Below are 24,765 nucleotides of genomic sequence, written 5' to 3'. Positions count from 1 at the left end.
GCCGGTCGAGGACGTGTCGCAATGATGGCGTGGGCGTCATCTGTAAGTATAGGAATGCCAATGAATGTCCGAAGCGTCGCGCCACGAGGCGCATTTGACGGCGCTATCCGTGCGGATCCAGGTTCACGGGGGTCGAGGTGAGCTTTCAATTTGGCAGGTCTCGGCCGCTGCACAGGCGGATATTTTTTCGTGGTGGCAGTGCGTAAGGCGTGGCAGAGTAATGGGTCACAAAGCATTTGAAAACGTGTCTTTCGCACAATACTGTTGTGTGAAAAACAGGTCCCCCGAAACGCTGCTGGAGCCTCGCCGATGACCCTCGCGCCTTCTGTTCGCACGGCCTTCCTGCCTACCGGCAAGTTAAGGGCGTCGCTCAACCTCGGCAATCCGATCCTCGTCAAAAGAGACGCTGCAACGGGACAGCCGTTCGGTGTCTCGGTCGACCTTGCCAACGAATTCGCCCGGCGCCTGGGCGTCGAAGTCGAACAGGTCGTGTTCGACACGGCGGGCCAATCGGTCGAGGCGGTCGCTGACGGGCGGGCCGATATCGGCTTCTTCGCAGTCGATCCCGCTCGCGGCGCGAACATCGCATTTACTGCGCCCTATGTGCTGATCGAAGGCTATTACCTGGTGCATGACGAATCGGCGATCCGGCACAACGCGCAGGTCGACACAGCGGCTCACCGTGTGGCGGTGGGCAAGGGCAGCGCCTACGACCTGTTTCTCACCCGCGAACTGCGTCACGCGCAAATCGTGCGTGCACGGAGTTCGCCGGCGGTCGTTCAAACGTTTCTTGAGCAGCAACTGGAGGTGGCGGCCGGCGTGAAACAGCAACTCGAGGCGGCCGCGGCGCTCAACCCCGGATTACGCCTGCTGGACGAACGCTTCATGGTCATCCAGCAGGCAATGGGCACGCCTGTCAGCCGGGGTGAGGCGGCCGCGCACTATTTGCGGGAATTCATCGAGGAGATGAAGTCGTCCGGATTCGTCGCGGCGGCGCTGGCGCGGCATGGCATTCAGGGGGCGCTGATTGCGCCCGCCGGATGAGCGGCACTAACAGATCGTCCTTTTAAAAGCCATTCGTTCCGAATCAATACTCGACAAATAAATATTCATAAACGATTGCTGAAAAATCAATAAGCAAAAATAACCGCGCTGCAAAATCAGGGTTACCCAGATATAAAGATTTTATGTTTGCCGGCCGATATACCTGATGCAGTGCTAGTGAAGCGCAAGGGCGCCGACCCCAAGATCGTCGCAGGGAGGCGCTTCTCTAACGCTGCAAAAACAGCAGGACACACTACATAACCTGAGAGAAAAGCACGGCCCGGCCCACTCGCAGAGAGAGGTGCCGGCGTGTTTTGGTTTTTCGCGCGCGTTCAACGAGGAGAACGAATTGGAACATTCAACGCCCGAACGGCACCTGGAAATGAACGAACTCAGCGCGATCAATAGCGCGCTAAATCGTGTTCAGGCGGTCATCGAGTTCGATCTGCATGGCATCGTCCTGCACGCCAACGACAACTTCCTCAAGACCCTCGGCTACAGCCTCGACGAAGTTCGCGGCCAGCATCACCGCATGTTTTGCGATTCCGCGTACGCCGAGACTGCCGCGTACCGGCAGTTCTGGGAGAAGCTCGCCCGGGGCGAATTCGATCACGGCGAATACCAGCGCGTGGGCCGTGGCGGTCGTGAGATCTGGATCAACGCCTCGTATAACCCGGTGTTCGATGCGGACGGCAAGCCCTACAAGGTCATCAAGTTCGCCACCGACATCACGGCAAGCCGCCAGCAAAACGCCGAATACGAGGGAAAGGTGCGCGCGCTCGACCGCGCCCAGGCCGTCATCGAATTCGATCTGTCCGGCTGCGTGCTGTTCGCCAACCAGAACTTCCTCGACACGCTCGGATACCGGCTCGACGAAATCCAGGGCAAGCATCACCGCCTGTTCTGTGAGGATACCTACACGGCCAGCGCCGAATATCGCGATTTCTGGGCCAAGCTCAACCGCGGCGAATTCGATGCAGGCCGCTACAAGCGCGTCGCCAAGGGCGGCCGCGCGGTGTGGATCCAGGCCACCTACAACCCGATCTTCGATGGCGGCGGCAAGCTGCACAAGGTGATCAAGTTCGCGATCGACGTCACCGCCCAGGTTGAACTGGAGGAGCGTGTACGGCGCCGCGCGGAAGACGATCAACGCAAGGTCGCAGCACTCCTGAACGTGGTCAGCAAGGCCGCTGCGGGTGACCTGACCGGTTCCGTCAACGTCGCCGGCAACGAGCCGATCGATCAGCTCGCGGCCGGCATCAAGCGGATGATGGACGATCTGCGCGGCGTGATCGGCAAGGTGATCGAATCGTCGGGCGGCTTCAGCGTGTCGTCGCAGGATATCGCCGGACGCGCCAACACGGTGGCGAGCGGCGCGCAGCTGCTCGGCGCGACGGTCGAAGAAATGAACGCGTCGATCGAGGAGCTGACCGCCTCGATCAATTCGATTGCCGACAATTCGCGCAGCGCCGACAACCTCGCCAAGGACACCCAGCAGGAAGCCGAACGCGGCGCCAAGGCGGTGGCCCGCTCGATCGAGGCCATGGAGCTGATCAATAAGTCGTCCGAAGATATCAGCGAGATCATCAAGGTGATCGGCGAGATTGCCAGCCAGACCAACCTGCTGGCGTTCAATGCGGCGATCGAGGCCGCGCGGGCGGGTGAGCATGGACTCGGCTTCTCGGTGGTGGCCGACGAGGTGCGCAAGCTCGCCGAGCGTTCCTCGCAGGCGACCAAGGAAATCTCGAAGCTGATCAACGAATCGGTCAAGCGGGTGACCCAGGGCAGCGAGATCTCGAAGCAGGCAGGCGAGGCGTTCGACAAGATCGTCAGCGGCGTGAGCCGTACCACGCACGCGATCTCGGAGATTTCCTGCGGCGCCGACGAGCAACTGATCGCGGCTCGCGAGGTGAGCGCGGCCATTCAGCAGGTCGCCGAGGAAACCGAGAAATCGGCCGGTGCCTGCGACACGATCGCGCGCGCCAGCGCCACGCTGATGCAGGGCGCGGAGACGCTCGATCAGACCGTGACCCGCTTCGTCGTCTGACGCGGGAGGCACTATGGATATGGAACGTGAAGTCGATCCGGCGACCCGTCGTGCGTTTTTCGACCAGGTGCGGCGGCACACCGGCATTGCCATGAGCGAGCGCAAGTGGACGCTGCTGGAAGGCCGCTTGCGGCGGCGTCTGCGCGAACTGGCGCTCACCGGCTACCGGGACTACCTGCACGTGCTGGAGGCGAAGCCCGACGAAGTGCGCGATTTCATCGATCTGGTCACCACCAACGAGACCTCGTTCTTTCGCACGCCGCGCATCTGGGACTATTTCGCCGGGGAATTTCTGCCGCGCTGGTTTGCGGCGCACGCCGATACGCCGCTGCGGGTGTGGTCGGCGGCGGCTTCGAGCGGTGAGGAGGCCTATACGGTGGCGATGCTCTGCGAGGAATTCCGCAGCCGTCATCCGGGGTTCCGTTACCGCATTCTCGCCACGGACATCGGCGATGCGATCCTGCGCAAGGCGGCTGCCGCACAGTACCAGGGACGTAGCATCGACGGCCTGAAGCAGAGTCATCCCGAGTGGCTGGCGAAGTATTTCGTCGCGCAGGACGGCGGTTTCGCCGCGGGTCCGGCGTTGCGCGCGAACGTGAGCTTTCGCAAGCACAATCTGCATGAAGCGGTGCGCGACATCGGTTCGATGGACGTCACGCTGTTGCGCAACGTCCTGATCTACTTCGACACGGAAGGCCAGCAGGCGGTGCTCGAAAACGTGCGTCGTGCGATGACGCCTGAAGGCGTGCTGATCGTTGGGGAGTCCGAATCGTTGAGCCGCTTCGATATGGGTTTCGCGTTCGAACAACCGCTGATCTACCGCAATGAAGGCCGCCCATGACCGACGCCCGCGAGATTCAGGTTCACATGTGCGCGATCGGCATCGGCACGGGGCATGACGTATTGCGCGCCACGCTCGGATCGTGCGTGGGCATTGGCCTGCTGTGGCGCGAGCGGGCGATTTACGGCCTCGCGCATTGTCTGCTGCCGGATGGCGCCAACCGGCCTGAAGGGATCGGCGCCAAATATGTTACCCAGGCCGTTCCGTCATTGCTGCGTCTGATGCAGGTCCAGCGCGCCTCGCATGATGCGCTGGAGGCGGTGCTCGCGGGCGGTGCGAATATGGTGCACTACGCGCGCCGGCCGACTCACGCGCCCATCGGTGAACAGAACGTGCGCACCGCGCAGCAGTTGCTCGAAACGCTCGGCGTGCGCGTGGTGCACGTGGATGCCGGCGGGGACTGCGGCAGGCAATTGCTGATCGATTGCCATCGGCATTCGTTCGTTGTGAAGAAGATTTCGCGCACTCTCTGAACGGGTCTCCATCATGGATATCAACGCCACGCCCGCCGACGATTCCGCAGCCGAGCGCGCGGTCGAACTGTTCGGCTCGTTCCACCTCGGCGAGACTGAACTGGCGCTGCCGGTTGCCGCTTTGCAGGAGGTGGTCAACTATCCCGCGGCGGTCACGCCGGTGCCCCTCGCACCGAGCCATCTGCTCGGACTGTTCAACCTGCGCGGCACGCTCATTCCCATCGTCGACCTGCGTCAATTGCTGCATCTGCCGGCCGCTGCGGCTGGCGCGAGCAGCAAGATCGCGATCGTCGAACTGGGTGACGTGCGCGTAGGCCTGCAGTTCGATACGACGGGCGAAATTCTGCGCGTGCCGGTCGCGCAGAAAATCGCTTTCGAGCGCGCGGACCACGCGCCCGCAGTCATCTGCGGCGCGTTGAAGCTCGACGGCGGCGAGCGCATTCTGCAGATCCTTTCGGCGGCGGCGTTGCTGGGCCTGCCTGACGTTCCGCAACTGCATCATCGTGCCGCGGCGACGCAGCGGCGCGCGCAGCAGGCCCAGCGGCGCCAGACGGTCTCGTTTCGCGTCGCCGGGGCGCATCTCGCGCTGCCGATGGCCGCCATTCAGGAGATCATCCGCGTGCCGGCCATGCATCCTTCGCCGCTTGCCGACGAGGTCTGCATCGGCATGCTGAATCTGCGCGGCACGACGGTTCCGGTGATCGACTTCGCGCGCTTCATGGGGTTTGCGCGTGAGGACGCGGCGTTGCCTGCGGGCCAGGCGGCGGGCGCGGACGAACGCCGCATTGTCGTGCTCAACCAGCACGACGTGCATGTCGGGCTGCTGGTCGACGAAGTGCGCAGCATTGTCGGTTATCGCGACGACGAACTGATGGTCATGCCCGCCTATAGTCGCCGGCACGTGGCGTTGTTCGCCGGCTGTCTGGGCAACGAGGGCCGCGACAGCATCATCCTGCTGAGTCCGGAGGCGCTCTGCACGCACCCGCAGATCACCACCGTGGCCCAGGGGCACCGCGACCTGTATCGCGACAGGACCCCGGCGGCGGCCACGAACAAGCGCGGTGGCGGCACCCGCGAGACCTACGTGACCTTCCGTCTCGGCCATCTGCTGGGCGTGCGTATCGGCCAGTTGCGCGAGGTGATCGACTACTCGAACGAGATCGTCGTGACGCCCGGCGCACCTGGCTTCGTGCGCGGCGTGCTGCATCTGCGCCGCGAACTGCTGACGGTGATCGACGTGCGCGCCATGTACGGCATGCCGGCGTACGAAGACCTGGAGGACGCGAAAATCCTGATCGTCGAACACCGTGGCGAAAAGTACGGGTTGGTGGTCGACGCGGTCGACAACATCGTCACCATCGAATCCGCCAGCCGGATTCCGGTGCCGGCCATGCTGACGCGTCAGCTCGGCAACGGTTGGGGCAATGGCATGACCGAGGCGGTGGAGTTGCCGGGACGCGGCACGCTGATGCTGATCGACCTGGCTACGCTGTGCGAGCGGGTTGCGGTCGAGTCGGCGGTTTGACGTCACGTTGCTCGAACAAGGGGGGGAGTGGGCGCAGGGCGGCAATCTGGCTTGCTTGTCCTGCACTGCCCGTACATACCGCACTTTCCGCTCGTCCCTCGAGTCTGGCTGAGCCGGCGCCCGCCTGATGCAATCGAAGCGGGCTTCCAGTGCACGATCCATGACCTGCCGAACGGGAATCGCGCAAACCGCAAGAACGGCCCGGTTTGCAACCCGCCTGCCAAAAGTTTCCCTCGCCGAGCCAAATGACCTGCGGCCTTCACCGGGATGCGGTACGCTAGCTCACGCAGTTACAGCCTAGCGCAGTTACAGCCTAGCGCAGTTACAGCCCAGCGCAGTTACAGCCCAGAATACGCAGCGATAACCCGAAACCGCCCCGCGCCGAGGAGCCCGCCATGCGAAGGCAGTTCGTGCAGTGCTGTCATGCCGGATTGACCAGTCTGTTAGTTGTGTCCGCAGCCGCGTTCGCGCAGACCCCGGCCGCCACCAGTGGTCCGGTGAACCTTCGCGCCGGGCCGGGACAGGACTATCCCGTGGTGTCGCAATTGCCCGGCGGCGTGCCGGTCACGGTGATGGGATGTGTGGCCGGTTACACATGGTGCGATGTCGCACTGCCAAATCTGCGCGGCTGGGTTTACGCTGGCCGTATTAGCTACCCTTATCAAGGCAGCCCCGTACCGGTGCTGAACTACGGCACGGTGATCGGGCTGCCTATCGTCTCTTTCTCGATTGGCACGTACTGGGGCAACTATTACCGTGGCCGGCCGTGGTACCACGACCAGTCGCGCTGGGCGCATCGGCCGCCGCCACCGCCACCGCGGCCGGGCGGCGGACGTCCGCCCGGACCGCCGCCAGGTGGGCACCCGCCGGGTCACGGCGGTGGGCGGCCTCCGGGCGGCCCGCCTCCAGGTCACGGCGGTGGCCGTCCTCCGGGCGGTCAACCTCCGGGGAATGGCGGTGGCCGTCCTCCGGGCGGTCAACCCCCAGGCAACGGTGGCGCACGGCCCCCAGGCGGTCAGCCACCCGGTTCGGGCGGGCGTCCACCGGGCGGAGGAGGCGGAGGAGGCGGAGGAGGCGGAGGAGGCGGAGGAGGCGGAGGAGGCGGCAACGGCAACCAGGGCAAACCGCCGCCGCGTAATAACTGAGTGTCACTGGAGACAGCTGCGATGGCATTGGGTGAACACCAGACGGGCGGCGCGACGGCAGTCGGCCTCGCGACCGTGGCCGCCGACGGCACCATTCTCGATAGCTGGTTCCCCGAACCCGAACTGACCGGCGAGCCGGGCACGGAGTCGGTCGTCAAGGCCGGCACCGTCCGCCTATCGCACGACGAACTGTCGCGCGCGCTCGGCGACGCGGCGGCACACTGCCTCGGCCCCGACGAGCGCAGGGGCGTCGAGGTGGTCGGCGTACGCACGACGATCGCATCGCTCGCCGGGCCGCCGCTCGACGCGCACGACGTCTACCTGCGCCTGCAACTGCTCAGCCACCGCCTGATCAAGCCGCACGGCGCCAATCTGAGCGGACTGTTCGGCTTGCTGGCCAACGTGGCGTGGACGTCGTTTGGCCCCTGCACCGTCGAGGCGGTCTCGCAGGCGAGGCTGAAGGCGCGCGCCGCGCGCACGCCGTTCGAAGTCACGAGCATCGACAAATTCCCGCGCATGACCGACTACGTGGTGCCAGCGGGCGTGCGCATCGCCAATGTGGATCGGGTCCGGCTGGGCGCCTACCTCGCGCCGGGCACTACGGTCATGCACGAGGGCTTCTGCAATTTCAACGCGGGCACGCTCGGCGTCTCGATGGTCGAAGGACGCATCAGCTCGGGCGTGGTGGTCGACGATCACAGCGATATCGGCGGCGGCGCGTCGATCATGGGCACGCTGTCGGGCGGCGGCACGCAGGTGGTGTCGGTGGGCAAGCGCTGCCTGCTCGGCGCGAACGCGGGCATCGGCATTTCGCTCGGCGACGACTGCGTCGTGGAAGCCGGCTGCTATATCACAGCCGGTACGCGGGTGAGCCTGCCGGATGGCTCGGTCGTCAAGGCCGCCACGGTGTCGGGGCAACCCGGCTGGCTGTTCCGGCGCAATTCGCAGAGCGGCGCGGTCGAGGCCATTTCGCGCAATAAAACATGGGGGCAACTGAATCCGGATTTGCACAAGCACAACTAGGTAGCCGGGACGGCTCTGCGATGCGCAATGGATCGATTCACTCGTCTAGGCGTAAACTCCAGTACGGTGCCGTTCCAAACCTGCCGATGTCGGGATGGGGGGCTCAGATATGACTTGCCAGGTGACACGAGGTGACGCGGTTGCAGCAGCGTCTGACGGCACCCGCTATCCGTCGGGGCTAGCGGAGCAATTGCTGGCCTCCGAGCGCAGCGTCTTGCGGCTCATCACGCGCAACACGCCGCTGCCGGAACTGCTTGACGAAGTCTGCCGCTATGCCGAGGCCCTGCTCGGTGAGGGCGCCAGTTGCTCGATCCTGCTGCTCGACGAAGACGGCGTGCATGTGCGTGCCGGCGGCGCGCCGTCCTTGCCGCAGTCGTACACCGCCGCGCTCGACGGCGCCGAGATCGGCCCGCGCGTGGGTTCGTGCGGCACCGCGATGTACCTGCGCCGCATGGTGGTGGTGGAGGACATCGAAACGGATCCGCTGTGGACGGACTTCAAGGGGCTCGCGTTGCCGTTCGGTTTGCGCGCCTGCTGGTCGATTCCGTTCGAAAACGACGAGGGCCGGGTACTCGGCGCGTTCGCGGTCTATCATCGCACGCCGCGCCGGCCGGGTCTCGAAGAGGAGGCGATGCTGCGCAATATTGGCCGCAGCGTCGGGCTCGCCGTCCATCAGGACGCCATCGCGCAACGGCTCGCGCAAAGTGAAGAGCATCACCGTCTGGTGGTCGACCATCTCAACGAAGGCATCGTGGTGCAGTCGCGCGACGGCGTGGTGCTGGCGTGCAATCCGAGTGCGCTGCGCATGCTGCATACCGGCTCCGAGCTGATCGGCCACGATATTCTGACCGTCATGGTGCGGGCCTTTCATGAAGACGGCACGCCGATCGCCCACGCCGACCGGCCCACGGTGCGCGCGCTTGCCTCCAACAAAGCGGTGCTCGGTCAGACCATCGGGCTTGAACTCACCGACGGCGACGTGATCTGGACCACCCTGAACGTGGTGCCGATCCTGAAGCCCGGCGAGCGCGAACCGGGTTCGATGCTGATCTCATTTACCGATATCGGCCCGGTGCGTCTGGCTCAGCAGCAGCTCAAGTACCTGGCCACCCGCGATTCGCTCACCGGCCTCTATAACCGCGCCTACCTCACCGAGCGGATGCGCGACCTGTTCGAGCCCTCGGCGCTCGACAACGAACTGGCGCGCGTCGCGGTGCTGTTCGTCGATCTGGACGGCTTCAAGAAGGTCAACGACACGGCCGGCCACGAAGCCGGCGATGCGCTCCTGTGTAGCGTGGCGCGCCGGCTGGCTTCGTGCGTCGAGGCGGAGAACACGCTGGCGCGGGTGGGCGGCGACGAGTTCGTCATCGTGGTCAACGGTTATAACGACACCGACGACCTGATCGCCTTGGGCCGCCGTATCCTGGAGACGGTCGGCGTGCCGTTCGCCGTGGCGGATAACGAATACTATCTGGGTGCGTCGATCGGCATCAGCCTCTTTCCCGAAGACGGCCTCGATGTGCAGACCCTGATGCGCAACGCCGACTCGGCCATGTACTCGGCCAAGCAGCGCGGCCGCAACAACTTCCAGTTCTTCACCGCGGAGCTGAACCAGCATCTGCAGCGGCGCTTCGCGATCGAGCAGTTTCTGCGCCGCGCGCTGGCGGCGGGAGAGCTGAGTCTCGTCTACCAGCCGATCATCGACAGCCGGTGCGGCCGCACGGTCGGCGCCGAGGCGTTGATACGCTGGTACAACAGCGAACTGGGCGATGTCTCGCCGGTGGAGTTCATCCCGGTCGCGGAGGACACCGGCCTGATCGTGGCGATCGGCACCTGGGTGCTGGAGCACGCTTGCGAGCAACTGGCCGAATGGCGGCGCACCCTCGGGCCGGATCTCGTGATGGCGGTGAATCTCTCGCCGCGTCAGGTGAGCGAGGGGCTGGTCGAGCAGATCGAGGAGTGTCTGGCGCGCTGCGGACTGGGCCCCGAGGCGCTCGAACTGGAGATTACCGAGCGTCTCCTGATGAGCGACAGCGAAACCGTGCTGCCGATCCTGAGCGCGCTCAGCACGATGGGCGTGCGGATTTCGGTCGACGATTTCGGCACCGGCTATTCCTCGCTGTCGTATCTGAAACGCTTTCCCTTGCATAACCTGAAGATCGATCGCTCGTTCGTCGCCGGGTTGCCGGATCATCGCGATTCGATCGCGATCACCCAGGCGGTGGTGGCGATGGCGCATTCGCTCGGCATGAATGTCACGGCCGAAGGGGTCGAGACACCGGCGCAGGCTGCGTTCCTGCGCTCGATAGACTGCGACAAGCAGCAAGGCTATCTTTTCAGCCGCCCGGTGGCGGCAAGCGCCTACGCGCGCAACCTGCAATCCTTCCAACTCGACCCGCAAGGCAATGAATGCAACTGATCGGCATGCTGGATTCTCCCTATGTGCGCCGCGTGGCGATTTCACTGGCCGAGCTCGGCCTGCCCTTCGAGCATCGCAGCATTTCGGTGTTTCGCCAGTTCGACGCGTTCGCGCAGATCCATCCGGTGGTCAAGGCCCCCACCTTCATCGAGGACGACGGAACCTTGCTGATCGATTCCAGCCTGATCCTCGATCATCTCGACCACAAGGTCGAAGCCGGCCGCCGTCTGCTGCCAGAGGCGCCCGGTGCGCGGCTGCAGGCGCTGAGCGTGATCGGTCTCGCGCTCGCCGCCACCGAAAAGGCCATGCAGACGGTCTATGAGCGCAATCTACGGCCGCAGGCATTCCAGTTCGAACCGTGGGTGGAGCGGGTGCAGAAGCAGATGCACGCCGCGTTTGGCGAACTCGAGACGCGTCTTGCTGGCCACGACGGCTGGCTGTTCGGCGAGCGTCTGATGCAGCCGGACATTACGGTGGCCGTGGCGTGGCGCTTCACGCAGTTCATGTTGCCGGGCGTGCTCGACGCGACGCGCTATCCGGCCCTCGCGGCGTTCTCCGAACGCGCCGAGGCGCTGCCGGTGTTTATCGGCGCGCCACTCGAATAATCCCGCTCGAATAACCCATTGGTGCGCGTGGAGGCTGTCGGGCCGTAAGGCCTGGCGGCGTCCTGCGCTGCTCATCCGCATGCGCCACCGTTGTGGCAAGCCCCGCCGGCCGGGCCTGTGCGGCCGGAGCCGCGCATCACCGCGGATTGTTCGCGATCCTAGACAAGTCCCTTCGCTTTCCGACTATTTATCCGCGGCCGCTGGATGCCTAGAATCCCACCATCGAAACGAAAGTAACGTCTTGCCGAAGCGGTAGGACGCGTCGGGAGCGGCAATGCGAGCATTAATCGAAAGACAGCTTTATCACCCGTCGGTGGTCCTACCGATGGTGGCCTTGATGCAAATGATGGTGGCACAGGACTTCAACCTGAGCCAGGTGGGCCTGATGGTGGCCACCAAAGGTGCCCAGGCGGCACTGCAACGTTCGCGCGACTTCATCTGCGCGGCGCATTGCCACGGCTGAGTCCATCGCAAGCAGATTCGTCACACGTAACACCGCTTGAATAACGGGCCTCAGGCTCGCTCATCACCCGTCAGGACCTCACCGGCATCTCCCCGCGAGCGCTAGCGTAAGATGGCACAACACTGCCACCAGGCCTCGGGAGACATGTCATGCCACAGCACTTCGATGCAGTCGTGATCGGTACCGGTCAAGGCGGCTCGCCGCTCGCGGTTCGGCTCGGCGCAAGCGGCCGCAAGACGGCCGTGATCGAGCGCGGCGCGTTTGGCGGCACCTGTGTGAACGTCGGTTGTACTCCCACCAAAAGTTATGTTGCGAGCGCGCGGGTGGCGCACGTGGCGCGTCGTGCGGCCGGCTACGGCGTGCAGGTGGCGGGCGAGATCACGGTCGATCTGGCGCAGGTGAAGGCGCGCAAAGACCGGATCATCGGCGAGTCGCGCAGCGGCGTCGAAAAATGGCTACGCGGTACGCCTAATGTCACCGTGTTCCAGGGACATGCGCGCTTTACCGGGGCCCACACGCTGAGCATCAGCGGGGCCGATGGCCGGATCGTCGACGAACTCGAAGCGGACGAAATCTTCATCAACACCGGCACGCGTGCGGTCGTGCCGCAGCTCGAAGGCATCGAGCGGATTCGCTACTACACCAATTCCACGCTGCTTGAACTGACCACCTTGCCCGAGCATCTGGTGATCGTGGGCGGCAGCTATATCGCGCTCGAATTCGCCCAGATCTTCCGCCGCTTCGGCAGCCGCGTGACGGTGCTCGTGCGCGGCGAGCGCATTCTCGCCCGTGAGGACGCCGACTTCGCGCTAGCCGTGCAGAAAGTGCTGGCACGCGAAGGTATCGAATTCCGTTTTGGCGCGCCGCTGCAGCGTGTCGAACCGCTGGATGGCGAGCACGTGCGGATCATGCCCGGCGGTTCGGAGCCGCCTGTCGACGCGTCGCATCTGCTGTTCGCCATCGGCCGCAAGCCGAATACCGACGATCTCGGCCTCGCGGCAGCCGGTCTCGAAACCGACCCGCTGGGCATGATCCCGGTCGACGGCGGCTTGCGCACCCGCATGCCTGGCGTGTGGGCGATCGGCGATGTCAACGGCCGCGGCGCATTCACCCATACGTCCTATGACGATTACCAGATCGTGGCGGCGAATCTGTTCGACGGTGGCACCCGCAGCGCCGACACGCGGATCATGGCGTACGCGGTATTCGTCGATCCGCCGCTGGCCCGGGTGGGCTTGTCCGAAGCCGAGGTGCGCGCGTCCGGCCGAGCCGCGCTGATTGCGACCATGCCCATGTCGCGGGTCGGTCGCGCCCGCGAACGCGGCGAGACCGATGGCTTCATGAAGGCGCTGGTCGACGCGGAGACGAAACAGATCCTCGGCGCGGCGATTCTCGGCATCGAGGGCGACGAGGCGATTCACACCTTCATCGATATCATGACGGCCGGCGCGCCGTATCCGACGCTGCAGTACGCAATGCATATCCATCCGACCATCAGCGAACTGGTGCCGACCCTGCTCGACCGTCTGGAGCCGATGAAGTAAAGAGCAGGCTCGAGCGCCGGCGCGTATCAGCGGATCACTCTGGGAATCGCCATGCCTGTCAGCGGCAATCTGTTTCGAAGCGGTTTAACGCGAGGCACTGACGAGCGCTTCGATACGCTCGTGGAGCGCGGCGGCGTGACGATCGAGCGGATCGTTCCGACCGGACAGGCGAGCGCGCCGGGCTTCTGGTACGACAGCCCGCGCGACGAATGGGTCGTGCTCCTGACGGGTTCAGCGAGTCTGGAATTCGCCGGCGACCCGCAATTGCACGTGATGCAGCCGGGCGACCATGTGCTGATCGAGGCGCATTGCCGGCACCGCGTGGCCTGCACGCACGAGACCGAGCCGACCGTCTGGCTCGCGGTTCACTATGACGCGAGCGTGCAACCATGACCGCCGGTTCCACGATCACCCGGATTGGCCTGATTTCCGACACGCACAATCTCATGCGCCCGGAAGCGTTGCAGCATCTCGCGGGGTGCGATGCGATCATTCATGCGGGCGATATCTGCGAGCAGGCGGTACTCGATGCGCTCGCGCGCATCGCGCCCGTCACGGCCGTACGCGGCAACAACGACACGGGCAATTGGGCCCGCGCACTGCCCACACACGCAACGCTGACGGCACAGCAGGTGACGATTCTGGTGGTGCACGATATGGCCGACGTGGAGGCCGATCCGCGCAGCAAGGGGATCGGCGTCGTCGTAACCGGGCATTCGCACAAGCCGCTGATCGACGAGCGTGACGGCGTGCTGTTCGTGAATCCCGGAAGTGCCGGGCCGCGGCGCTTCAGGTTGCCGGTGTCGGCGGGATTGCTGATCGTGGAGGGCGCGCGGGCGACGGCCACGCTGCATACCTTGCCGGCATAAACAAACAGGCCACCCATGCGTCAGCATGGGTGGGCCGTGAGCCTTGGGCTGCGGGCTGCGCAATCAGGCAGCGGCAGCGAGACGCAGCGATCAGGCCCGCGCCGTCGCTCCCGACGCATAGCGCTCATCCATCTCTTCAGCCTCGCGTTCGCCGCGCAGCACCGCGTGCGCTTCGGCACGGGTGGCCACGCACGGTCCCGAGCCGAGCAGCGGCTGGCGTGCCGTTTCGCGCAAGGCCAGCACGGAAACGATACCGATCAGCGAGGCGCCCATCAGATAGTACGCGGGCATCATCAGATTGCCGGTGTGTTCGACCAGCCACGCGCTGACGAGCGGCGTAGTGCCGCCGAACAACGATACGGAGATATTGAAGCCGATAGCCAGCGCGCCATAGCGGATACGGGTCGGGAACAGCGCCGGCAGCGCCGACGGCATCACGCCGGTAAAGCACGACAGCAGCACGCCAAGAATCATCAGGCCGCCGAACACCGGCAGCGTCGTACCCGTGCGGATCAGCAGCAGGGCCGGGATCGACAGGGCGAACAGGCCCACGCAGCCGAACAGCATCACCGGCTTGCGGCCGATCGTATCGGACAGGCGGCCGGCGAAGAGCGTCATGGGCATCATCAGCACCATCACGAGCAGCACCAGAAAGAGGCCATGCGTTTCGTCGAAATGCAGCGTGGACGACAGGTAGCTCGGCAGATACGACAGCGCCATGTAGTCGGTCACGTTGAAGATCAACACGAGGCCGACGCACAGCAGCAACGGCTTCCATTGCCTCGCCACGAGGTCGCGCAGGCTTTGCCTCGGCAACGCCTTGTCTTCCGCTTCACGCGCTTCGGCCTGCTTCTTGAAGGCGGGCGTTTCTTCCAGCTTCATCCGGATGTAGAGGCCCACCAGTCCCAGCGGCCCGGCGATCAGGAACGGCACACGCCAGCCCCACGACAACAACGCCTCATGTGACAGCGTGGCGGTCAGCACGGCGACGGTGCCCGCGCCGAGCACATAACCGATCAAGGTGCCGAATTCGAGGAAGCTGCCCATGAAGCCGCGGCGCTTGTCGGTCGAGAATTCGGCGATGAAGGTCGCGGCGCCGCCGTATTCGCCGCCGGTGGAAAAGCCTTGCACGAGGCGCGCGACGAGCAGCAGCGCCGGCGCGAGAATACCGATCGAGCCATAGCTCGGAATCAGGCCGATCGCGAAGGTGCCGGCCGCCATCATGATCATGGTCATCGCGAGCACGCGTTGCCGGCCGATGCGGTCGCCGAGCGGACCGAACACCATGCCGCCGACCGGACGCACGAGGAAGGCTGCCGCGAAGGTGCCGAAAGTGGCGATCAACTGCGCCGAGGGACTGCTCGACGGGAAGAACACCCGCCCGAGCGTGACGGCGATGTAGCTATACACGCCGAAGTCGAACCATTCCATCGCGTTGCCGAGCGCCATGGCGCCGACTGCGCGTTTGAGAAGGGATTGATCGACGACCGTGATGTCGTCGAGTGTGAGGCGTTGTTCTTGTTTTTTGTGTCGCCAGAAGCCGTTGCTGGAAGCGGTCAAGGTGAAAACTCCAATGACTGCGACGAAACGCATGAAAACGCGCATGAACGTTCCGCCACGGGTGCTGGGGAAAGTGCTTTAGGTGCTGCTGATTGTTTGCCTCTGCGTGGCCGTGGAAGGGGGGCAGAAGCATGAGGACGCTGGGGAAGCCTGAAACCGCCCGGGCGCCGCTGAAAGGCTGGAACGAAAAAGGCCGGTGATGAGCGCGAGAATGTCGCAAACCAACCGACTAGCCTTCTTGTATAAAAACAGTTCAATCCGCGGTGAGTCGCGCACGGCGCCGCACAGTAAATTGAACGCGAATGATGGTGAATTGCTGTTGGAACGATGCACATATTAGCACGATGACGGAGGATCGTGCAAACGGGGCGGCCCGCCGAGGGCGCTGGGAGACGCCGGAATCCCTTGCGGGGCGGGGGATGCGGACGAGTGTGAGAATTTGAAACGAAGACTTAACAAGGGGCTGCGAGGCCGCCCGCGAGACTTCGGCGGGGCAAAAAAAATCCGCGCACGTGGCGCGGATTTTTCGTACGTCGTGTCTGATGCAGGGGCCGCATTCAACGATTCGGACGCCCCCGGCGGCTGCCTGTCAGCTCTGCGACGGCGGCACGTAACCCGACGCCTGGTCGGCGCCTTCGCCGAAGAAGAACTTCTCGGTCTGCTTCATCAGATACTGGCGCGCGCGCGGATCGGCCATGTTCAGACGATTTTCGTTGATCAGCATGGTTTGCTGCTTGAGCCATGCCTGCCACGCTTCTTTCGAAATGCTTTCGTAGATCCGCTTGCCGAGTTCGCCCGGCAGCGGCGGGAAATCGAGGGCTTCGGCTTCCTTGCCGAGCTTCGCGCATTGAACCATACGAGTCATGCTGTGCTTCTCCTGTAATCGGTGGGGTGCTTTCGCGTTATAGGACAGTCGCTTTAGATGGGGACGCTCAGAGCTGTTTCATCAGCACGAGCGACTTGCGCTGCCAGTTATAGAGGCGGCGGCGATCTTCCGGCAGGTCGTCGACCGTTGCCTTCACAAAGCCGCGTTTCAGGAACCAGTGTTCGGTGCGCGTCGTCAGGACGAAGATGCGCGTGAGGCCGCGCGCCCGCGCGCGCTGCTCGATGCGTTTCAGGAGCCGCTCGCCGTCGCCGGTGCCTTGCGCTTCGGGGGCGACCGTCAGGCAGGCCATTTCGCCGATGCGTTCCTGCGTGTACGGATACAGCGCCGCGCAGCCGAACAGCACGCCATCGTGCTCGATCACCGAGAAATGATCGATGTCGCGCTCGATCTGGTGGCGCCCGCGCCGCACCAGCGTGCCGTCCGATTCGAGCGGCTCGATCAGCGCCAGAATACCGCCGACGTCGTCCGGTGTTGCTTCGCGCAGGCTTTCGAGGTTCTCGTACGAGATCATCGTGCCCACGCCATCGTGCAGGAACAGTTCGAGCAGCAGGCTGCCGTCGAGCGCGTAGGGGATGATGTGCGCCCGCGCCACGCCGCCGCGGCAGGCGCGGATCGAATGCTTCAGATAGAAACCCGCGTCGCCGGTGACTTCACCGCTTTCGTGCAGCTTGTACGCGTCGTCGAGCGACAGTTCGCGCATCAGTTCGGGACCGTCTTCGCCGTTTTCCATCAGGCCCGGCGTTTCGGTCAGAAACACGATCTTGTCGGCGCGCAGCGCAATGGCCGCTGCCGAGGCGACGTCTTCCATGGCCAGATTGAAGGCCTCGCCGGTGGGCGAGAAGCCGAGCGGCGAGAGCAGCACGAGCTTGCGGCTCGCGAGCGAATGGCGGATCGAATCCGCGTCGATCTTGCGCACCACGCCAGTGTGCGCGAAGTCGACCCCGTCCAGGATGCCGACCGGCCGCGCCGTCACGAAGTTGCCGGACACCACGCTGATGTGCGCGTGCGCCATCGGCGTGTTCGGCAGGCCCTGGCTAATTGCCGCCTCGATGTCCAGACGCACTTCGCCGGCGGCTTCTTTCGCGGATTCGAGCGCGCGTGCATCGGTAATGCGCATGCCGTGCGAAAACTCGGACTCCACGCCGTGCAGACTCATCTGCTCTTCGACCTGCGGACGCGAGCCGTGCACGAGCACGATCTGGATGCCCATGGCCTGCAGCAGCGCGATGTCGGAGACGAGCGCATTCAGGAGACCCTGATGCACCACTTCGCCGCCGAAGCCGACGACAAAGGTCTTGTTGCGGAATGCGTGAATATAGGGGGCAACCGAACGCATCCAGTCGACGAATTGCGCGTGTTGCGAGTCGGATTCCGTAGCGCCGGACGTGGCCGGAGCGCTCGCGGGCGTGGGGACGAGGTCGGTTTGGGAATTCATGCCCGGGATTATAATGCGCCCCCATGTCGAATGTACCCAAAAGTCCCGCTCCGGCGAACGAGAAAACGGCGCGAGACGCCTCATCAGACCCATCGCGCGAGTCGCACGGCGAGGCCCAGCGGCGCGCGCGCGCCGCTGGCGGCGGGCAGCAGAAGCCGCAAGCCGGGCAGCCGGCGCGCGACGCGCGTCGTGAGCCGAACGCTGACCCGAAAACGTCACAAAAGCCGGCTCAACCACCACGTTCTCGCGACGACGCGCGCCGCCCGGCGAGCGCAGGGCAGGGGACGGATCAGCGCGGGCGCAATACCTCTCAGGATCCGCAAAACGTAGCCAAGCCTGCGGGTGGCGGCGATGCCGCAGCCGAAGCGCGTCCACCGCGCGCTCCACGCCCGGTGCGCACGGCCCAGCCGAATCCGATTCCACCCATCACGTTCCCCGAAGCGCTGCCGGTATCGGGCCGCCGCGAGGAAATCGCGCGCGCGATTGCGGCCAATCAGGTGGTGATCGTCTGCGGCGAGACGGGCTCAGGCAAAACCACCCAGTTGCCAAAAATCTGTCTTGAGCTCGGACGCGGACTCGGTGCGGGCGGCTCGGGTCTGATCGGCCATACGCAGCCGCGCCGGATTGCGGCATCGGCAACCGGCCGGCGCATTGCCGAAGAACTCGGCACGCCGTTTGGCGAGGTGGTCGGCTACAAGGTGCGTTTCACCGACAATCTGTCGCCGGGTGCGTCGGTCAAGCTGATGACCGACGGTATCCTGCTCGCCGAAACGCAAACCGACCCGCTGCTCAAGGCGTACGACACGCTCATCATCGACGAGGCGCACGAACGCAGCCTGAACATCGATTTCCTGCTCGGCTATCTGCGCGAAATCTTGCCGAAGCGCCCCGATCTGAAGCTGATCGTGACCTCGGCGACCATCGACGCGGACCGTTTCGCGCGTCACTTCGGCACCGACGAGAAACCCGCACCGGTGATCGAAGTGAGCGGCCGCCTGTACCCGGTGGAGGTGCGTTATCGCCCGGTGGCGGAAGACAGTCCGGCGGTCAAGTCTGCGGAGGGCGCGTCGCCATCCGCCACGCGCGAGCGGCCCAAGAGCCAGCGCGAGACGGACCGTGACCTGATGGATGCGATTGTCGACGCGGTCGATGAACTGTGCCGCGAAGGTCCCGGCGATGTGCTGGTGTTTCTGCCGGGCGAGCGCGAGATCCGCGATGCCGCCGAGGCGCTGCGCAAACATCATCCACCGCATACGGAGATTCTGCCGCTGTTCGCGCGTCTCTCGGCAGCGGAGCAGGAGCGTGTGTTCCGTTCTTCCAACGCGCGGCGCATCGTGCTCGCCACCAACGTCGCGGAAACCTCGCTGACGGTGCCGGGAATTCGCTACGTCGTCGATACGGGCATGGCGCGCGTGAAACGCTACTCGTATCGCAACAAGGTCGAGCAGTTGCAGGTGGAGTCGATCTCGCAGGCCGCAGCCAACCAGCGCGCCGGTCGTTGCGGACGGGTCGCCGACGGCATCTGCATCCGCCTGTACGAGGAAAGCGATTTTCAGGGGCGGGTTCGCTTCACCGATCCGGAGATTCTGCGCTCGTCGCTCGCCTCCGTGATTCTGCGGATGAAGTCGCTGCACCTGACGGCGATCGAAACCTTTCCGTTCATCGAACCGCCGCCGGGCCGTGCGATTGCCGATGGCTATCAGCTGCTCAACGAACTGGGCGCGGTCGACGACGACAACGAACTCACGCCGCTCGGCCGTGAGCTCGCGCGCTTGCCGCTCGACCCGCGCGTCGGCCGGATGATTCTCGCCGCCCGCGATCAGCAGGCGCTGCGCGAAGTGCTGATCATCGCCAGTGCGCTGTCGGTGCAGGATCCGCGCGACCGGCCGATCGAAGCGCAGGAGCAGGCCGACCAGGCGCACCGCCGCTTTGCCGACGAGCGTTCCGAGTTCCTGCAATGGCTCAAGATCTGGAACTGGTTCGAAGAGGCGATTGCGCACAAGAAGTCGAACCGGCAACTGCAGGACGAATGCCGCGCCAATTTTCTTTCGCAACTGCGCCTGCGCGAATGGCGCGATGTGCATTCGCAATTGCTGACGGTGGTGCGCGAACACGGCTGGCGGATCAACGAAGCCGAGGCGACCTTCGAGCAGATCCACCTCGCGCTGCTCACCGGGCTGCTCGGCAATATCGGCCTGAAAGCCGACGACGAGCCGTATTACCTCGGCGCACGCACCATCAAGTTTTATCTGTGGCCCGGTTCGGCGCTGGTGAAGAAAGCCGGGCGCTGGGTGATGGCGGCTGAGCTGGTCGAAACGAGCCGGTTGTACGCGCGCTGCATTGCGAAGATCGAGCCGGAGTGGATTGAGCAGATCGGCGCGCATTTGCTGAAGAAGTCGCTTTCCGAGCCGCATTGGGAAAAGCGCGCGGCGCAAGTGTCGGCGTACGAGCGCGCCGTGCTGTACGGTCTGCCGATCTATCACCGGCGGCGCGTGAGTTTCGGCAAGCAGGACCCGGCGCGGGCGCGCGAACTGTTCATTCGCGGCGCGCTGGTGGAGGGCGAGTTCGACACCAAACTCGCTTTCTTCGCGCACAACCGCAAGCTGCTCGCGGATATCGAGCAGCTCGAACACAAATCGCGCCGCCAGGACGTGCTGGTCGACGACGAACTGATCTACGGCTTCTACGATCAGGCGCTGCCGCAAGGCATGTACACGGGTGCCGCGTTCGAACGCTGGTATCGCGACGAAGTGAAAAAGAGCGGCCAGCCGGAAGACAAGCTGCGCCTGCTGTATCTGTCGCGTGACGATCTGATGCGGCACGAGGCCGCTGGCGTCACGACGGACCTGTTTCCGAAGCGCATGACGATGTCCGGCGTCGAAATGGCGCTGACCTATCACTTCGAGCCCGGTTCGCCGCGCGACGGCGTGACGCTCGCCGTGCCGCTCTATGCGCTCAACCAGGTGGATTCGCGGCGCTGCGAGTGGCTCGTGCCGGGCATGTTGAAAGAAAAGGCGCAACTGCTGCTCAAGTCGTTGCCGCAAAAACTGCGCCGGCATTGCGTGCCGTTGCCGGAGTATGCGGCGGGTTTCGTGGACCGCGCGGGTGGTCCGCGCTTCGGTGCGGGTGGGCTGCTGGAGTCGCTGATTGCCGATGTGCGCGAACAGACGCAGGTCGCGATGAAGCAATCCGACTTCAAGCTCGAAACCCTGGCCGGACACCTGTTCATGAACTTCAAGGTCGTGGACGAGCATGGCCGGCAACTCGCGATGGGGCGCAATCTTGCGCAACTGCGCGCGGAACTGGGCGGCCAGGCGCAGCAGCATTTTCAGAAGATCGCGTCCGGGGCGGCGGGCGTGGCGCTGGCGGGTGTCGGCGGCGGGCCGGGTGGGCCAGGCAGGGCGGCTTCCGGCGCTGGCGCGCAAGGGCAAGCCGGCGCGACGGGTTCGGGCGAGTCGTCACGCGCAGCGCGCGGAGCGGGTGGTGTGGCTGTGCCACAAACCGCGTCGCAGGATGGCTCGACCACCACCGCGCTCTACGAGAAGCTGACGACGTGGAATTTCGGCAAGCTGCCGGAGTTGCTGGAGATCCGCCGTGGCGGCCAGACGCTCTTCGGCTATCCCGCGCTGGTGGATCGCGGCACGCATTGCGACGTCGAAGTGTTCGATTCACCGGACGAAGCCGCGCGGATTCATCGTGCGGGACTGCGGCGCCTGTTTGCGCTGCAGTTGAAGGAGCCGATCAAGTATCTGGAGAAGAACCTTCCGGGTCTGCGCGAGATGGCGATGCAGTTCATGCCGCGCGGCACGCAGGAAGAGTTGCGCGACCAGTTGATCGATACCGCGCTCGATCGTGCCTGCCTGCAGGACCCGTTGCCGGCCGACGACGTGACATTCCACACGCGGCGTGACGAAGGACGCAGCCGTCTGACCTTGCTGGCGCAGGAAATCGCGCGGCTGATCGGGCAGATTCTCACGGAATACACGAGTGTGACGAAGAAGCTCGTCCAGGCGAAGTCGTTTGCGGCGGCCTATGCCGACATGCAGAACCAGCTCGACGCGTTGATCGGCAAGCGCTTTGTGATCGACACGCCGTATGCGCAGCTCGCGCACTTTCCGCGCTATCTGAAGGGCATCGCGTTGCGCGTCGACAAGCTCAAGGCCGACTCGTTACGCGACGCGCGGCAGTTCGCGGAGTTTCAACCGTTGCTGCAGAACTATCAGCGCGCGCTCGCAATGCGCGGCGGGGTGATGGATGTGCGGCTCGCGGAATTCCGCTGGTTACTGGAGGAATTGCGCATTTCGCTGTTCGCGCAGGAACTCCGCACGCCGATGCCGGTGTCGGTGAAGCGGCTGCACAAGGTGTGGGAATCGATGCAGCGGTGAGCATAAAAAAAGCGACATCGGCTGGCGTAGCCGATGTCGCGCAAAGTGCAGGTCCAGGCGGACCTGCATCTACTCGCCAGGATCCGTTACGGTTCTAGCTCGAACGGTTTTCTACTCGTTTTTTACCAGTGCATGCCGGCGCCGATCGACGCGCCGAACTCGCCGCGCGAATCGCTGGTGCCCTGTACCTTGTAGACCCACTTGCCGGTCTCCGACAGTTGCGACACGCCCAGTGCCACCGCCGATTGACCCGCATAAGTGCCGCCTCCGATCGCCACCATGCCGTGACCCGGCAGAACCGCCTGAGGCAGGCCGGCCGCCGCCAGCGCCGAGGCTGTGCCGCCGTACGAATCGCGGCGAGCGGAGCGGATCTTGTCGTCGGTGTAGCTGTTGGCCTGGCCGACGGCGCCGCTCATGGTCGTGTTCAACTGGTTGACGTTGACGGCATCCGTGCCCTGCACGCCCGGTGCGACGTTGACGATCTGACGTTCGCTGCCGGCGGCGCCGACCGATACCGTATTCGCCCGATCGGCGATCGAGCCTTGACCCAGTGCCACCGAGTTAGCGGCGCTGGCGTTGGCCGCTGCGCCAAGCGCCGTTGCATTGTTGCCGCTCGCCGCCGAGTTGGCACCCATCGCAACCGCATTGGTGCCGCTTGCCAGGGCATTCGCACCGGACGCCACCGCGTGCGTACCGGACGCTTGCGCAGCTTCGCTGTTGATGTCGCCCGCGGCGCTGAAGAGCGGGCTGGCGAGCGCGCCGGTGCCGCTCGGTGCGATGTTCTGGATCGCACCGCTGATCGCGGCCTGCATCTGGCCCAGGTTGACCGCATCGGTTGCGGCCACGCCGTCGGCGAGGTTGTGGATCGCCGTGCCGCCTGCTGCCGGATCACCGCCTAGCGTCACGCTGTTTTTGTTGACGGTGCCGTCGGCCTGCGTGTCGTACATCACCGCGCCGTCGAGCTTGACCGTCTGGCCGGCGAGATCGGCGATCTTGCTGTCGACGGCCTTCAACTGACTGAGGTTGACCGCGTCGGTATCGGCTGCGCCCGCCGCGACGTTGGTGAGACGGCGTTCGTTGCCGGCCGAGCCGAGCGACACTTCGCCCACGCCGGTCAGCGCCTTGACCGTGCCGCTGGTGCCGAATTGCTCGCCCGGTGTGGAGGCGCCGACGAACGCGGTCGAGTTGGTGCCGAGCGCGACGCTGCTGGCGGCCGTGACCTTCGTATTGGCGCCGAGGGCGACACCGTCGTCTGCATTCGCTACGGCTGCGTTCGCGCCGATTGCCGTGCTGTTGATGCCGCTGGCAATCGCAGCGTCGCCGATGGCGATGCTGCTCTTGCTGCTCGCCGACGCGGTACTGCCTATTGCAATGGCGTTTTCGCCCGAAGCGCTGGCTTGCGTGCCTGCGGCGATGGCGTTGATGTCCGTCGCCGTGGCGGCGTTACCCAAGGCGAGGCTGTTGTCCGTCTCGGCGATGGCGCTGTTGCCGATCGCCACGCTTGATGCTCCATTGGCCGTTGCAGCGACGCCAAGCGCAGTTGCGGATTGAGCGCCCGTCTTTGCAAACCAGCCGACGGCCGTGCTTGTCGCACCGGTTGCGATCGAACCTCCGCCCAATGCCATCGAGCCGTCGTCAGCCGCTGCGGCGCCCATGCCGACCGCTAACGAACCATCGCCGCTCGCTCTCGACTGCAGGCCGACTGCCGTGGCATGCGCCGCGCTCGCGGTGGCATTGGCACCGAGTGCTGTCCCGCCGACATTCGTGGCGACAGACTGGTAACCGGTAGCGGTCGCCGAGTCGGCCATTGCTCTGGCGTTCGTACCGCCGGCGAACGAGCCGTATCCTGTGGAGAACGTATTGGCGCCGATCGCGAGAGCGGCAGGTGTGGATGCCGACGAATTGCTGCCTACGGCGATAGCATTCTGACCGCCAGCGAATGATCCGTCGCCAACGGCGATGGCCCCAGTCGCACTGGGGCCGACGAGTGCGGCGAGGCCGGTTCCGCTTACGGTGAAATAGGTGGCCGCCGAAGCCGCGTCCGCATGAGCGGCGCCGCTAGCCGTCCACGCTGCCCCAGCCAGCACGACCTGCGCCACCGCGAGCTTGCGCGATACACCGCGCGAGGTCTTCGCACGAGCGGTTTCGGACGTGGCGACCCAGGTTCCCGTGGTGTCGTTCCTGACTGATTTATAGATTTTGTTCATTTTTTAAAAATAACTCCGCGGTATGACGGGCGTGGCCAATATGCAAATGCATCTTCTTCTGGAAAGACGTCATCGCTCTTATATATCACGTATGAAATTTGACATATTGATCGAGATTATTTCGTTCTCCATGTCAGTCAGAAATTTCCCACGCGTTCAGATTGGAGGCGTTCTGCGTTCGGGGCCACAAGGTTTTAAATGTAAGTGCGATGATCGTCGCGATTGTCCGGTGGGCGGGGCGGGGCTCGATATAAGTTAATTCTTAAAATCAATTTGTTGATTTAAAATGTTTTA

General features: G+C 64.5%; 18 protein-coding genes. 14 read left to right on the top strand and 4 right to left on the bottom strand.

The annotated features are described in order from the left end of the window. Positions 1-309: 309 nt before the first annotated feature. The 13 genes from P3T43_RS22955 to P3T43_RS22895 all read left to right on the top strand — a co-directional run bounded on the left by P3T43_RS22955 (position 310) and on the right by P3T43_RS22895 (position 13,998). Positions 310-1,044, top strand: a complete 735-nt coding sequence (locus tag P3T43_RS22955; protein ID WP_429283335.1) for an ABC transporter substrate-binding protein — start codon at positions 310-312, stop codon at positions 1,042-1,044. A gap of 382 nt (positions 1,045-1,426) precedes the next feature. Beyond that, complete coding sequence (locus tag P3T43_RS22950; RefSeq protein WP_429283334.1) at positions 1,427-3,091, top strand: methyl-accepting chemotaxis protein; 1,665 nt, start codon at positions 1,427-1,429, stop codon at positions 3,089-3,091. 13 nt (positions 3,092-3,104) lie between these two features. Next, positions 3,105-3,932, top strand: a complete 828-nt coding sequence (locus tag P3T43_RS22945) for a CheR family methyltransferase (RefSeq protein ID WP_429283333.1) — start codon at positions 3,105-3,107, stop codon at positions 3,930-3,932. After that, positions 3,929-4,405: a chemotaxis protein CheD gene (locus P3T43_RS22940; protein WP_429283332.1), complete on the top strand. Its 477-nt coding sequence runs from the start codon at positions 3,929-3,931 to the stop codon at positions 4,403-4,405. The genes P3T43_RS22945 and P3T43_RS22940 overlap by 4 nt, the downstream gene beginning before the upstream one ends. A gap of 13 nt (positions 4,406-4,418) precedes the next feature. Beyond that, complete coding sequence (locus tag P3T43_RS22935) at positions 4,419-5,930, top strand: chemotaxis protein CheW (RefSeq protein ID WP_429283331.1); 1,512 nt, start codon at positions 4,419-4,421, stop codon at positions 5,928-5,930. Positions 5,931-6,325: 395 nt separating this feature from the next. Further along, complete coding sequence (locus tag P3T43_RS22930) at positions 6,326-7,075, top strand: SH3 domain-containing protein (protein WP_429283330.1); 750 nt, start codon at positions 6,326-6,328, stop codon at positions 7,073-7,075. A gap of 27 nt (positions 7,076-7,102) precedes the next feature. Beyond that, positions 7,103-8,098, top strand: a complete 996-nt coding sequence (dapD, locus tag P3T43_RS22925; RefSeq protein WP_429283432.1) for a 2,3,4,5-tetrahydropyridine-2,6-dicarboxylate N-succinyltransferase — start codon at positions 7,103-7,105, stop codon at positions 8,096-8,098. A gap of 109 nt (positions 8,099-8,207) precedes the next feature. Next, positions 8,208-10,517 carry a putative bifunctional diguanylate cyclase/phosphodiesterase gene (locus P3T43_RS22920; RefSeq protein ID WP_429283329.1) on the top strand — a complete coding sequence of 770 codons (2,310 nt, stop codon included), beginning with the start codon at positions 8,208-8,210 and terminating at the stop codon, positions 10,515-10,517. Further along, positions 10,508-11,122 carry a glutathione S-transferase family protein gene (locus P3T43_RS22915; protein WP_429283328.1) on the top strand — a complete coding sequence of 205 codons (615 nt, stop codon included), beginning with the start codon at positions 10,508-10,510 and terminating at the stop codon, positions 11,120-11,122. Before P3T43_RS22920 ends, P3T43_RS22915 begins: the two co-directional genes overlap by 10 nt. A 274-nt stretch (positions 11,123-11,396) precedes the next feature. Continuing rightward, the gene (locus P3T43_RS22910) at positions 11,397-11,585 is read left to right on the top strand and encodes a hypothetical protein (protein WP_429283327.1); all 189 of its coding nucleotides are present in this window, start codon (positions 11,397-11,399) and stop codon (positions 11,583-11,585) included. Positions 11,586-11,734: 149 nt separating this feature from the next. Next, the gene (locus tag P3T43_RS22905; protein WP_429283326.1) at positions 11,735-13,129 is read left to right on the top strand and encodes an FAD-containing oxidoreductase; all 1,395 of its coding nucleotides are present in this window, start codon (positions 11,735-11,737) and stop codon (positions 13,127-13,129) included. Between the two features lie 51 nt (positions 13,130-13,180). Next, positions 13,181-13,522, top strand: a complete 342-nt coding sequence (locus P3T43_RS22900) for a cupin domain-containing protein (RefSeq protein ID WP_429283325.1) — start codon at positions 13,181-13,183, stop codon at positions 13,520-13,522. Continuing rightward, on the top strand, positions 13,519-13,998 hold the full coding sequence (locus P3T43_RS22895; protein ID WP_429283324.1) for a metallophosphoesterase family protein: 480 nt from the start codon (positions 13,519-13,521) through the stop codon (positions 13,996-13,998). The genes P3T43_RS22900 and P3T43_RS22895 overlap by 4 nt, the downstream gene beginning before the upstream one ends. A gap of 90 nt (positions 13,999-14,088) precedes the next feature. Here P3T43_RS22895 and proP read toward each other — a convergent pair whose 3' ends face one another. From proP to argA, 3 genes are all read right to left on the bottom strand, one after another. Beyond that, a complete protein-coding gene (gene proP / locus P3T43_RS22890) occupies positions 14,089-15,591 on the bottom strand; it encodes a glycine betaine/L-proline transporter ProP (protein WP_429283431.1) in 1,503 nt (500 codons plus the stop codon). 556 nt (positions 15,592-16,147) lie between these two features. Beyond that, on the bottom strand, positions 16,148-16,423 hold the full coding sequence (locus tag P3T43_RS22885; protein ID WP_429283323.1) for an oxidative damage protection protein: 276 nt from the start codon (positions 16,421-16,423) through the stop codon (positions 16,148-16,150). A 67-nt stretch (positions 16,424-16,490) separates the two neighbouring features. Beyond that, complete coding sequence (argA, locus tag P3T43_RS22880; protein ID WP_429283322.1) at positions 16,491-17,879, bottom strand: amino-acid N-acetyltransferase; 1,389 nt, start codon at positions 17,877-17,879, stop codon at positions 16,491-16,493. Positions 17,880-17,902: 23 nt separating this feature from the next. Between argA and hrpA the strand changes: the two genes are divergently transcribed. Next, the gene (hrpA, locus tag P3T43_RS22875) at positions 17,903-22,264 is read left to right on the top strand and encodes an ATP-dependent RNA helicase HrpA (RefSeq protein ID WP_429283321.1); all 4,362 of its coding nucleotides are present in this window, start codon (positions 17,903-17,905) and stop codon (positions 22,262-22,264) included. A 122-nt stretch (positions 22,265-22,386) separates the two neighbouring features. Here hrpA and P3T43_RS22870 read toward each other — a convergent pair whose 3' ends face one another. Further along, on the bottom strand, positions 22,387-24,471 hold the full coding sequence (locus P3T43_RS22870) for a YadA-like family protein (protein WP_429283320.1): 2,085 nt from the start codon (positions 24,469-24,471) through the stop codon (positions 22,387-22,389). Positions 24,472-24,765: the final 294 nt, after the last annotated feature.

It is taken from the genome of Paraburkholderia sp. GAS41 (assembly GCF_050436545.1).
Lineage (GTDB): Bacteria > Pseudomonadota > Gammaproteobacteria > Burkholderiales > Burkholderiaceae > Paraburkholderia.
The sequence above is the reverse complement of the archived record's forward strand: the minus strand, read 5'-3'. Positions and strand labels throughout refer to the sequence as shown.